Origin of the sequence: Nonomuraea typhae, assembly GCF_009760925.1 — a bacterium.
Classification (GTDB): Bacteria; Actinomycetota; Actinomycetes; order Streptosporangiales; family Streptosporangiaceae; genus Nonomuraea; species Nonomuraea typhae.
In genome coordinates, this window is record NZ_VRLV01000004.1 from 158,877 (window position 1) to 171,978 (window position 13,102).

Annotated in this window: 8 protein-coding genes; 7 read left to right on the top strand and 1 reads right to left on the bottom strand. The window is 62.5% G+C overall.

The window, feature by feature from the left end; genetic code table 11:
* Positions 1–552 precede the first annotated feature (552 nt).
* The 6 genes from FVE25_RS16695 to FVE25_RS16715 all read left to right on the top strand — a co-directional run bounded on the left by FVE25_RS16695 (position 553) and on the right by FVE25_RS16715 (position 11,038).
* Positions 553–8,229 carry an RHS repeat-associated core domain-containing protein gene (locus tag FVE25_RS16695; protein WP_157247874.1) on the top strand — a complete coding sequence of 2,559 codons (7,677 nt, stop codon included), beginning with the start codon at positions 553–555 and terminating at the stop codon, positions 8,227–8,229.
* Between the two features lie 91 nt (positions 8,230–8,320).
* Positions 8,321–8,731, top strand: a complete 411-nt coding sequence (locus FVE25_RS16700) for a hypothetical protein (RefSeq protein ID WP_157247875.1) — start codon at positions 8,321–8,323, stop codon at positions 8,729–8,731.
* A 51-nt stretch (positions 8,732–8,782) separates the two neighbouring features.
* On the top strand, positions 8,783–9,190 hold the full coding sequence (locus FVE25_RS16705) for an Imm10 family immunity protein (RefSeq protein WP_157247876.1): 408 nt from the start codon (positions 8,783–8,785) through the stop codon (positions 9,188–9,190).
* Positions 9,191–9,311: 121 nt separating this feature from the next.
* Positions 9,312–9,434: a hypothetical protein gene (locus tag FVE25_RS56285; RefSeq protein ID WP_281367856.1), complete on the top strand. Its 123-nt coding sequence runs from the start codon at positions 9,312–9,314 to the stop codon at positions 9,432–9,434.
* 265 nt (positions 9,435–9,699) lie between these two features.
* On the top strand, positions 9,700–10,455 hold the full coding sequence (locus FVE25_RS16710) for a DUF6879 family protein (RefSeq protein WP_157247877.1): 756 nt from the start codon (positions 9,700–9,702) through the stop codon (positions 10,453–10,455).
* A 16-nt stretch (positions 10,456–10,471) separates the two neighbouring features.
* Positions 10,472–11,038 (top strand): Scr1 family TA system antitoxin-like transcriptional regulator, encoded by a 567-nt coding sequence (locus tag FVE25_RS16715; RefSeq protein ID WP_281367857.1) that lies wholly within the window; start codon positions 10,472–10,474, stop codon positions 11,036–11,038.
* 53 nt (positions 11,039–11,091) lie between these two features.
* Here the strand turns inward: FVE25_RS16715 and FVE25_RS16720 are convergent, their stop codons facing one another.
* Positions 11,092–12,600, bottom strand: coding sequence for an NF041680 family putative transposase (locus tag FVE25_RS16720; protein WP_246267098.1), 1,509 nt, complete (start codon positions 12,598–12,600; stop codon positions 11,092–11,094).
* A 139-nt stretch (positions 12,601–12,739) separates the two neighbouring features.
* Here FVE25_RS16720 and FVE25_RS16725 point away from each other — a divergent pair, with 139 nt between their 5' ends.
* On the top strand, positions 12,740–13,087 hold the full coding sequence (locus FVE25_RS16725; protein ID WP_281367862.1) for a Scr1 family TA system antitoxin-like transcriptional regulator: 348 nt from the start codon (positions 12,740–12,742) through the stop codon (positions 13,085–13,087).
* The last annotated feature ends 15 nt before the right edge of the window (positions 13,088–13,102 follow it).

Genomic DNA, 13,102 nt, shown 5'->3' on the forward strand with positions numbered 1-13,102 from the left:
CCCTGCTGGAACGCAAGGGGCCGCCCCGCCCTTGATGAGGTCGGGCGGCCTGTTTGGCTCGTGCCGAGCCCTGTATCAGTACCACCATCACCACGCGGTAACCATGGTTCACTCGCGGGTGGGTACATCTCGACTTCGCCTGACGGGCGCGATTTTGGGAGTACTTCCTGCTGGTCCTATGCCGAGGGAGCGAGTGGACCGACAAGCGCCGATACAACGGATGCGGTCTTGCTCGACTTATTGGTGCGTGTCCTGCTGGACCTGGCGTATGTATCAGTTCACTGAACCGAAAATATCACGCTATGTACCTGGATGATGTCAGGGGCGATCTTGCAGAGTGGTCGTTCGAAAGTTACGCTTTGCCCGTTTGGTTGTGTGTTCTGAGCCTCCGGGCCGATGGATCTGCTGCGTGCCGGATGGAGCGGAGAACGTCTGACGTCCTGTGCGGGGACGTCCCTCGTCGGTTCGGAGTGTGAATAGCACGTGCGTCCATTTTCGCGTGTCTTCTTTCGGCATACACGCAAGTCGCTGGCCGCGAGCTTAATACTTGCGGTGACGCCAGGGCTGCTGGGAATGACTGTGATGCCGGCCGTGGCCACCGCAGGCCAGACGTCCACGGTAGCGGCAAATTCGGTTGACACGCCTCGGCAGCAAATGGGTTCTGCAAAGTCGCTGCCGTCACTGGTGGAGACCACTGTCACGCAGCGGGTGGCTGCAGAGGTCGACCCCGAGATGGGGCGGCCGAAGAAGGCGCTGCGGTCTGAGGAACGTTCCAGCACAACGACTGCGATGTCCGGGGTGGCGAGCGAACCCTGTACCGGCTATCCGATTTGGGAACCGCGGAACTATCCAGGCGGTGCTCAGGTCACTTATCAGAACCGGGTCCGTGAATGGCGGATCTGGACGGCAAGGAGCGACGGCGCATCGTCCTTGGTCGCCCCGGGAAGTGATAATGACTGGGGCACGTGGTACGACTCCGGGTCGTGCCCACCGGATCCGCAGCCGGAGCCGCCGGCGCCGACGCTGCACGCAGTGTCCCCGCCGGGTGGGATGTTGGTGGGCACACGAACACCGACACTGCGGGCGCTCGCGCGCAGCAATGCTGGCTTCTACGCACTCAGTTACGCCTTCACCGTCTGTGAGGACGAGGCACTGAGCAAGGGGTGCGCGTCCGCACCCACGCTGGGCAATGATGTGAACACCTGGCAGGTGCCGGCTGGCAAGCTGGTCTGGAGTAAGCAGTACTGGTGGCGGGTCATCGTCACCGACACCAGCAACTCCAAGACCGCAGGCTGGACCGGAACGTTCACCACCGGCGTGCGCCAGCCCGTGATTACCTCACAACTGTCCACATCCTCGACAGGAGCGGCGTTCGAGACCGCGACGGGCAACTACACGACGAGCGTGACCGACGCATTGGTGGCGAATGCTGGGCTCCCGCTGGGAGTGGTGCGCTCCTACAACAGCATGGATCCGCATCGCGGCGGCATGTTCGGTGCTGGCTGGTCGACGGCCTGGGACATGCGGATCGTGACGGAAAATCATCCTGACGGTGTGACACTGCTGGTGACCTTGGCCAACGGTAAGCAGGTGCGGTTCGCGGCCAGCGGGGACGGCACCTTCCAGCCACCTCCGGGGATGCACGCGACGCTGGCCAATGTCTCCGATGGCGGCTGGCGGCTTATGGACAAGGCGTCCACCTCCTATCACTTCGACGGCCAGGGCCGCCTGACCAAGATCACCGACCTGCGTGGCCGTGCCCTAACGCTCACCTACAGCGCTGCCGGGACTCTGGAGAAGGTGACCGGTCTTGGCGACCGGAGGCTGACGTTCACTTGGACCGGCAAGCATGTCACCGAGGTGATGACTGCCCCGGTGAATGGGACGCCGCTGAAGTGGACCTATATCTACGACGGTGACAAGCTCACGCAGGTCTGTTCTCCTCAGAAGGCGCCTAACTGCACTGCGTATGACTACACCACTGGGTCGCAGTATGCGAGCACGGTCTTGAACTCTGACCCGCTGAGCTACTGGCGTCTGGGTGAGACGAGCAAGGAGGAGGCTAAAGACGCAGGCTGGGCGGGGTCCTCAGGCCGCTACAACGACGTGACCCTCGGCCAGCCGGGAGCGATTGAAGGCAGCACAGATACTGCAATTCAACTGAGCCGCGGGGTCACTGGCCCTCAGCCGTCAGTCACGCTGCCTGAACATGTGATCGCCCGAATCGGCACTGGCGCTTCCTTCGAGACGTGGTTTAAGACCAGCCAACAGGGCGCGATCTTCTCCACGAGCGGAACTGACGAGTACTTCTACTCGCGGTCGGCGATTTATGTCGGCTCAGACGGCAAGCTGCGCGGGCAGTTCCGTCCAACCGATGGTTCCCCGATCACTCCGATTACCAGCGCTTCTGCTGTCAACGACGGACAGTGGCATCACGTGGTTCTGACCATGGCTGGTGATAAGCAGACCATGTACGTGGACGGCACGGTGGCAGGGACAGTGACAGCTACCCCCGGATGGGGCGGCTGGCCAGTGACCGCACAGCTCGGCGCTGGCGTTCTCAATGACGGTAATCCGCTGACCACGCCAGCCGGTGCTCAGAGCAACATCTGGCCTGCGATCCCGGCCACAAACTACAGCGGCTACTTGGACGAGGTGGCCATCTTTGACAAACCACTGTCGGCACAAGAGGTCGCCCTCCATTACGCCGCTCGCACCGCCGCGCCGCACCTGCTCACGAAGATTGCCCGTCCTTCGGGCAGAGTGGAGATGCGGGCTGTCTATGACACGGGCAATGACCGCATCAAGACCTATACTGACGCTAACGGCGGCACCTGGCAGATCAGTGCGCCCGTCCCCGGGCCTGTTGACCTCATTGACCTGTCCGTCGTGGAGAAGATCACGGTCACCGATCCCGCCAGCAACACACTCGTATACGAGCACGACAGCTGGCGTGGCAACCGTCTGATCTCGATAACAGACCAGCTCGGCAAGAAAACTAGCTACGGCTACGACACGGGCGGCTTCCTGGAGAAGGCCACGGACCCGAACGGCAACGCCGTCACGCGCGCCAACGACAAACGCGGCAACGCACTAGCCGTCTCAACATGTCGTTCGGCGGGCAACTGCCAAACACAGCGCGTCGAGTACAGCCTCAACACCAACGACGAGTTCGACCCCCGCAATGACCGCCCTATCAAGATCCGCGACGCTCGCTCGGCAACGGCGACTGACAACACCTACGCCACCTCGATCGAATACAACAGCTTCGGCGAGCAGATAAAGCAGACCACTCCAGCCACCCCTGATTTCCCCAACGGCCGCTCCACCACGGTCGCCTACACCGACGGCACGGAGACAGCCGTCGGCGGTGGAACTACCCCGGCCGGACTGCCGAAGATCATGACTGATCTGCGGGGCCACTCCTGGACCTACCGTTACACAGCCGCCGGTGATCTGGTTGAGCAGACCGACCCCGGAGGGCTGATCACCAAGCTGGACTACGACGCGATCGGACGACCGACCAGTTCCACCCAGGTATCGTCAGCTTTTCCAGATGGTGTGAAGACCGTCTTTACTTATGATGCTGCTGGCCGGCCCGAGACGCTGACCGAGCCTGGGGTGAAGAACGAGGTTTCCGGTGTTACTCACACCAAGAAGACCACGCGGACCTATGACGCGGACGGCAACACGCTAAGCGAGATCGTCACCGACCTGACCGGCGGCGACGTCGCACGCTCCATCGTCAATACCTACGATGCCCAGGGCAGAGTGGAGACGATCACCGGCGCTGAGGGGGGTGTGGTCCGCCAGACGTGGAACACCCTAGGCCAGCTTGTACGCATAACTGATGCTCGTGGCACGGTAGTCGAGAACGCTTACACGAAGCGCGGCGAGCTTCACGCCCGGACGCTGAAGGGATGGACAGGCAGCCCAGTCAACCCGCAACCTGCTCAGGACGTGGTGCTGGAGTCTCTCGCGTACGACCCCGCAGGCCGCCTAGCCACCCGGACCGACGCCATGGGTCGCAAGACGTCCTACACCTACTTCACTGATAACCTGCTGTGGCAGAAGATCGCCGACGACGTGAAACTAAACGGCTCGGCCACGGCTCGCGATGTCACTCTGGAAGCGCACACATACGATGCGGCGGGCCAGCGCACCAAGCTGGTGACCGGTGGCGGCGTCGCTACCACCGAGACCGTTTACGATGCGGCCGGCCGTATCACGTCGCAGACCTTCGACCCGGCCCAGCTCGTGCGCAAGACCGCCTTCACCTACGACGCCAACGGCAACATTCTGAAGACCACCCACACTGGTGGCGGCAGCACACGGGCAGAGAGCACCGAGTACGCCTACAACAAGGCCAACCTGCCAACCCGGGAGACGGTAGAGAACGGCGAGCAGGACCTCATCTCCACGCTCGCCTACGATGAGCGCGGCCTGGTCACCGCGATCACCGACCCACGAGGCAACGTCGCTGGTGTGACCGCTGCCGATTTCACCACCAGGATGCGCTACGACGCGATGGGCCGCCTGGCCGAAGCCGTTGGACCGCAGGTGGCGGTCGACAAAGCGGGATCCAGTACCTCGGCTAAACCGACTGTCAAGATCGGCTACGACACCTTCGGCGCCGAGACTCACAAGACCGACGCAGAAGGCCGGACGCTCACCTCGGTCTTCGATAAAGCAGGCCGTCTGATGAGCCAGGTCGCACCATCGTACACACCGCCCGGTGGGCTGGCGATGACGCCCACCACCACGTACGCATACGACGCGGCCGGACAGCTGATCAAAACCACGAACCCGCAGGGTTTCTCCACCACCTTCGATTATGACCAGCTCGGGCACCAGGTCCGTATCAACAACTTGGCGCCGGAAGGTAAGCAGTCCGCCCATACAGTGGTCGATTACGATCTCGTCGGAGAGAAGCTCGCCGTCATCGACCCGACGGGCGCCCGCAGTGAGCAGACCTACGATGATCTGGGCCGAGTCATTACCAGCACTCAGGTGGAGCGCAGCCCTGCGCCTGCAGCCTTCACCACGCGGTTGGAGTACAACGACGGTGGCCGGCTCATCAGACAGGTCGCGCCGGGCGACCGGATTACCAGCTTCGCCGTGAACGCCGCCGGTGAGGTCATCACACAGACTGACCCGGCCACGAACAAGACGTTGATGGCCTACGACCTGGCTGGGCGCCTGATCAGGACGACCGACCCGGAGGGCAACGCCACCACGGCCGAATACGATCTGGCTGGCCGCCAGATCGGCGTCCAGGATCTGAACGCCAGCGGCGCGATGGTGCGCTCGGCCAGTACCGCCTACGATGCGGCGGGCAACCCGATCAGCGCCACCTCCCCCGAGGGACACGTCACCAAGCAGACCTACGATGCCCTCAACCGGGTCACCTCGCTGATCGAGCCGATTTCTGCGAGCGAGTCGACTACCACCCGCTTCGGTTACGACGCCACCGGTGCTCGTACCCGGCTGACCGACGGACGCGGCAACGCCACCTGGACCAGCTACAACAGCCTTGGCCTGGCCGAAACCGTAACCGAGCCGGCCACCACGGCACACCCGAACCCTGCCGACCGCACCTGGACTAGCATCTACGACCAGGCAGGCAACCCCGTCACCTCGCTGCTGCCGGGTGGGGTGCGCATCGACCGGCACTTCGACTATCTCGGATTCTTAACCCAAGAGAGCGGTTCAGGCGGGGGCGCGGCCAGTGCTCATCGCTACTTCCGGTACGACCTGGCTGGCCGCACCACACGTATCAACAACACGGATCTCTCCTACAACGACCGCGGTCTGCTGACGTTCGTCGGTGTGGAACAACCCCCTACGGGTTTCACTACATACACCGCCTATACCTACGACGAGGCTGGCAACCCCATTCAGCGTGTTGACGACGCGGGCACAGCGAACTTCACGTGGGACAAGGCCAACAGGCTCGCCACCGCCACCGATCCCCTTACCGGGCGGACGCTGACCTATGGATACGACAAGGCTAGCCGCCTGACCTCCATGACCGGCAAAACCAACACCGGAGCGGCTTCGGATTCCCAGACCTTCACTTACGACGCTGTTGACCGCCTCGAATCCCAGACGCTGAAGAACGGCACGGGCGCCCAGCTGGCGAAGATCACCTATGGGTGGGACAAAGATGACAACCTCACAACCAAGACCACTGCAGGTACGGCTGGCGCAGGTATCAACACCTACACCTACGACCACGCCGGCCGCCTGACCTCCTGGACCGCCCCCGGCGGCGCCAAAACCGACTACGCCTGGGACGCCTCCGGCAACCGCACCAAAGCGGGCGACAAGACCTATACCTACGACGAACGCAACCGCCTCACCAGCGGCAACGGCACCACCTACGCCTACACCCCCCGTGGCACCCTGGCCACCGAAACCAAGAACGGCCAGACCACGAACCTGACCTTCGACGCCTTCGACCGGCTCATCGCCGACGGCGACAGCCTTTACACTTACGACGGCCTCGACCGCGTCACCAGCCGCACCCGCGGTACCACTAAGCAGACCTTCACCTACTCCGGTCTCGGTAACGACCTAGCCAAGATCAGTGAAACCAGTGGCGACATCCAAGCGCGATACGGCCGCGACCCATTCGGCGGCCTGCTCGGTCAGCAAGAAGGCACTGGCCCGGTGGTAGCCACTCTTACCGATCTACACGGCGACCTTGTCGCCACCTTCAGCACTACGGGTCTGGCCACCAGCACCGCCTACGACCCCTTCGGCACCATCACCGCCCAGACCGGCGCCAAGACCAACCTCGGCTACCAGGGCGAATACGCCGATCCCGAGACCGGCAAAACCAATATGCACGCCCGCTGGTACCAACCCGGAACCGGCACCTTCACCAGCCGCGACACCGCCAACCTCAACCCCAGCCCGTCGGTCCAGGCCAACCGCTACACCTACGCCAACGCCTCACCCCTCACCGGCATCGACCCCACCGGCCACGCCACGGAAACCCCCAACTCCTGGAACAGCGGCGGCACATCAGGCTGGGGCAACACCGGCGGTGGTTACTGGGGAGACCCATGCAGCGCCGGCGTATGCCTACAGCCTGGGGGGGCAGGTTCCGGAGGCCCCATAGCCTGCAGCGGGGCTGGCTTGGATATCTGCGGTGGATTTGAACCACATGCGGAATGGGAGTCGGTAGAGTACGCACCGCTTTTCGATGAAGCAGAGGCCAGGCGTATCGGTGTAATGGAGAATGGCCGAAAGCTGCCTCGAGGTATTGGTGAGGATTATTGGCTGGCAAGTCAAGCGGAGCGAGATGCTTTTCATCGAGCTTGGAATCCTGAGCTCAGTGACAAACAACTGAGTCGTATGTGGTGGTTTATGCGATTCGGTAGCACGAAGCCCTCAGGTGGGGGCAGGGCGGGCCCAAATCCTGACGACTGTACGGTATCGAAGACTGACCCGTATTGTGCGGACTATAACGCGCAGAAGCGGTGCGAGCAGAAGCTGGGCAAGAAGCACTGCAACGACCTTTTGGAGGCAGCTCGCTATCGAGTTGTAATTCTGGTCAACGGGACTATTATCGCCGCCCCAACCAAGGGGCAACTGGATAGCATTGTCAATGCAGCGGTTCAGAAGTTGTGCGGAAGCGATGCGCGATGCCGCAGACATGCAAGCGAGGATGAAACTGCAGAACAATCCTGGGTCATTAAAGAGGTCTGCCGTGTTCAGGCTTCATGGTGCAATAATTTCTCTAGCATCGGTGTTGGTGGAACACTACTAGTTGGCGGTGCTGGCGTAGTCGGACTAGGTAAATTCTCGTCAGGCAAGCCGCCGCACATCATGACGGTTACCGTTTACAATGAGAAGGGCGTTCCCCAGAGCAGCTTTACGCTTAGAAGCGGCAATGCCACACCAGAGGAGATAGCAAAGGGTTTCCCCAGGACTTCTCTTTTGACTCACACGGAAAACCGCGCTATGAGAAGTACGCCAGTTAGGCCGGGGTGGCACATAGTTATGGAAGGGCAATATCCGCCATGCCCTAGCTGTAAGGGGGCCATGAACGAGCGATGGAGAAACGAGAGAGGCAGAGTCAGTATCACATACATCTGGCGGTCCGCGGGTCCCGGAGCCCCTGGCGGAGGCTACTGGTCAGCCGGTGGCGGCCGCGGAAATAAGGCGGTATGGAATGGGTTCACATATGGAGGCGGCGGAAAATGCTCCAGATGTAAATAGGTGCTCCGCTGCCTCGGGCAAGGATTCTCTTGCTTGAGGCAGCACCGAGAGTGGGGATGGAGAGGGCTTAACCTCCACCCAACTTGCTCGCGTGGACATTAGGGAGTACTATCCCGACATGGCTACGAGGTGGACCGTCCGGCATGTGTTCGCTCAGAAGGTTCCTTTTGAGGGGACTTTCGTTGTCACTTTCATAGAGGGCGAAAAGGGGACGGGTCGCAGGCTGTACTTCGACGGAAAGGTTGGGGCAGAAGCTGAGGATGCTCAGTCGTATCTTATTGCGACTGAGGCGGGGCAAGCGGTGGCTAGGCCCATAAAGTCTATTAGCTTCGACGGTTCTATTCTCAGCATTACGCTCGACGATGCTAGCGCTTGGCAGCTTGGTATAGACGCTAAAGTATCGTTGGATTTTGAACCGACCTCCCTTGCCGCTGAAGCACGGCATGGCCTGGAAGAGTTCTTTTCTTATATCTCCGTTCCGGAAGTGATTGTGAACCTATAGGGAACCTGGGCGGCCTGTAGGATCCACATCCACTTAGTTATGTTGGTGCGTATGACTGTAACATTCACGGCGCACGTAGTCAGCGTAGATGACTGCCAAGACTATGACTGTCTATCTGCTGGGGTGGCGGAAGCCCGGGACGGCACGGGAATGGCATTTGTCTTTCTATGCAGCACTGAACCGAATGAGCAGGGCGACGACCTTTCCTGGGACACCCACTGCGTTGTCACTGCTGACCAGCGGACCGCATACGGTGCGGTGGAGGAGATCACTCTCCGCGACAACAAGTTGTTAGTCACCTTAGACTTGGACGCTCTAGAGACGCTTGATCTGCCGAGCCCTTACGTCGAAATCGTCCTTGATTCGGATGATGTCTCAATTGAACGATTTCGGCAAGCACTCAGACGGATTATGACGTACGGCCGAGTCGATGCCCGCCCAAGAGTGATCGACTTGTAGGGGCGACGTTGCTGCTTTGAAGAGATACTAGAACGTCAGCAGAGGGATTCTTTCGTTAAGCTTTCTGATCGAGTGGACCAAGGTCGTCCCCAGTCAGCTCAATTACCCGCACTACGGCAACATGGACACCACCGGCCTGGCGAGCACGAACCTGGATCACTGGTGGGAAGTGATCTGCACCAGTCCCGCCTGCGACAAGGCGGCCTACGCCGCGAAATGGGCAGACAATCGAATCCTGAAGTAGTCGTCCCGCCCGCAGGCATGTACTCCTCGATCAATCAATCTATGACGGGATAGGACAAGGGCTCCGGTAGATCACCGGAGCCTTCACCGCATCTGGATACGCTTGGCTGTTCGCTCGACGACCCGGGAGATGCTGTTCGGGGCGCGGGTAGCAACCACATGCATAGTGGCAATGTTGGGCAATCTCGTTGACTCCCTACATCACCGGAGAGAAGGTGAGGACGCTCACGGCAATCTCCGGCAATCCCCCAGCGCAGGAGGACAGCATGTCGCTAGATTTCGTCGGCATGAGCGACACTTCGCCGCACGGTAACTGCCCAGCGGTGCACGTCGAACGGGAAAGCGGCGACGGGATCTTCGTCGGGAAGGTCGTCACTGACCCAGAGATCATCGCCCAGGTGACCAAGCACGCCGACATCGACATCGACGAAGGTGTCTTCAGGATGCCCGCGTCGATGTGGCCCGCTATCGCGAAAGCTGCGGCCGGTGACTACGAGCCCGGCCTTCAAGGACACGGCCCGCTCCGCATCGAGGACATGATCGCCGTCATCCAGCGATCGGCCGCACATCTGGAGATGCAGCCGCATTACGGTCTGGACGATCCGTCGTTCCTCGTTTGGAAGGAGACTTCCCAACACCCAGCTGACGACGAGCGCGACGAGGCATGGCGCAACACCATCCGTACGGCAGTCGCCCGAGGCGTGACGTTCCGGCGTCTACGCATCGTGCCTGAGCCCCTCACCGACTACCTCTGGTGGGAGCATGCGATTACGGAAGAGGTGAACGTCACGCCAGGTGAGCAAGTGCGCTGGCTGCCACGGAGTCAAGCGGTCGGCTTGTTGCTACCCGCTCATGACTTCTGGCTATTCGACACGGCAACCGTGAGGTTCGCACACTTTGACCTCGACGGTCGCCTTACATCGGAGCAGTCCACCGGGGATCGGACAGTAGTGGCGCAGAATCTCGCCGCTTTCGAGGTCCTATGGGATCGGGCCATTCCTCACGCCGACTTCAAGCCGTAAGCCACAAGCGCCTCCGTTGCCTGTCTCGCCGTCCTCCAGCGCACAAGCGGCACGCCGCGCCCTCGCTGATCAATTGCGCGAGGTACGAGAGCAGGCAGGCATTACTGGCCGCGAGCTGGCAGTTAAGGCCGGATGGAGGCCGGAGAAGGTGTCGCGGATCGAGAACGCGACCAGAGCGGCCAGCAGCTCTGACGTGCGCCTGTGGTGCGAAGCCTGCAAGGTAGGCCCACAACGCAGAGAGGAACTGCTGGCCGAACAACGGGCCGTCGCCGGCATGTGGGTCACATACCGCCGTTCGCATCGGGCGGGCATGCGTCAGGCACAGGCGGCTGTCCGGCCGGTTTACGAACGGGCGACGCTGTTGCGGGCCTACACCCCGAACATGATTCCCGGCCTGCTCCAGACGGCCGGTTACACCGAGGCGGGGCTGATTGCCATCCGTGACCGGCTGTCGCTGCCCGCCGACGACATCGCCGAAGCTGTGGCCGAGCGTATAGACCGCCAGAGCGTGCTGCGATCTGGTAGGCGCCGGTTCGTCTTCATCATCGAGGAACAGGCCCTTACCTTGTTGTTTGAGTTCTGATCTTCGCGTTCGCGACGTTCGGGACCTTCTGGGTGGTGGCTGTGTGTAGTCGGTCAGGTGGTGCGGCGGGGTTTGGTGCCCTTCTTGTGGTGAGCTGGGCGTTTGTAGAGCTCGCCGGTGACCAGGAGAAGCCCAACCTCGTAGCGCGGAGCGCGGCGATTGGTGGAGCCGAGCGGCCGTCCACGGCCGGGCCCAGACGGTTTGGGCGCACGGGCGATCGGTGGCGCTTTTGTGCGCAGGTTCCGAAACCCCCGGCGGACCCGGGCTGGGGTGAGTTTGGCCGCATCCAGGGGTTTCTCCCAGGGGCGGCGTAGATCGTGGACCAGCCCGCGAGCGAGGCGGAGCTGGGTGTGCACGGCGATGACCAGCCAGGTCCAGACGTCGGCGGCTTGCGGGTCGCGCAGGCGTGGTTTGGTCCAGCCAAGGGTCTGCTTGAGCAGCCGGAACGTGTGCTCCAGGTCGAATCTTCGTAGGAACGCCTGCCAGAGCCGGTCGACGTCATGCTCGGTCGCGCCGGTGCCTGACCACCACAGCCACAGCGGCTTGGGGTCACCGCCAGAGGGCAGGTGATCGACCTGCAGCCTGATTACGGTGCCCTCGATGAGAGGCAGGTCGCCGGGGTAGTCCTGCCAGGCGGCCCGGTGGGTCAAGATCGGGTGCAGCCGGTCCCACGCCATCGCGGTCGCACTGCCGTAGCGAGTGGTGTCGGTGACGGTCGCCGCGTGCGGGTCACCCCAGGTGGCGGGCTTGCCGAAGACGAACTCGGCGCCGTGCTTGGGGTAGCGGCCGCCGTAGGGGTGGGCACGGTCGAATTCCTCCCGGGAGGGAGCGGGACGGCGCATCACCCGATCGGAGCGCATCCGCCCCAGGACTTCCACGGGCAGGTCGGCCAGCAGGAACGCCAGGCGGGGCACGTCGTAGCCGGCGTCCACGACGATGAGGATGGCGGGGTCGCCGTCGGTGTGCCGGCCCGCTTCGATCAGGCGCTCGACGACCTGGCGCAGCTGGTCGGCGCTGACCTGCGCGAGGTCGGCGCCTGGCTCCAGCCGGATGGCGTCCAGCAGCGCGGTCCAGGAGGTACGGCCACTCTCCAGGGCGGCAACGATGGAGTATGGCCAGCCCGGGATCATCTGGTGCTTGCTCTTCTCACTGCGGCCGTAGGTGTGGCAGAAGGAGCGGTCCGGGCTGGTGACGGCGTCGGGCCGCAGCCACGGCGACACATCGGCCGCGAGCACGATCCGGCCATCGGCCGCCCGCGGCAGCGGTAGCGTCGCCAGTGTCCGGCGCAGCCGCCCGATCTCGATCCGGCCGTGGTTGACTCCGTCGTAGAGCGCTGCGTGCCCGCGCCGGTGCTCAGGCGCCAGCGCCAGGTCCACCAGCGTCTTGACCGGCCCCTCGGTGCACAACACCGCCTCGGCCAGCTCGAACAGCTCATCGCGCCGTGCGATCAGGCACGCGTAAAACTCCTGCCGGAACTCCGACAACCGGGCCAGTCCGTCCGGCCTGGCGCTCATCGTGTCGATCCGCGTTCGTGTCGCCGTCGCGCGTGCCAGAGTGGGCATCGCGGTCACCGCCTCGCCTCGGAGTCTTGGTCGAATCCGAAGATGAGACGGTGACCGTCCCCTTTCACGGCGACACACCGTGCCGAAACGGCCACAATCCGCTGTGTGGTGATACATCACCCGAGCCGCCGAACGCGGCATACGCGAAGATCAGAACTCAAACAACAAGCTTACCCAGCGCACCGTTCCCGCAGCGGTGCTCTCCGAGCAACTGCATCACCTGGAAGCCGCGATGCAGCTTCCGTCCGTCTCTGTGGGGATCGTCCCGGACTCAGCAAGGCGGTACGGCCTGTGGCAGCCGGAGGCGTTCTACATGTTCGACGACGAGCTGGTGGCCGTCGAGCTGGTCTCTGGCCTACTGGAAGTGCGACAACCGGGAGAGGTCGCCCTGTATATACAAATATTCACCGCACTGGCGGCACATGCCGCGCATGGGGCGGCAGCCCGAGTCCTGATTACTGCTGCTCTGGAGAGACTAGGAGCGTAAGACAGCGCAGGGCGG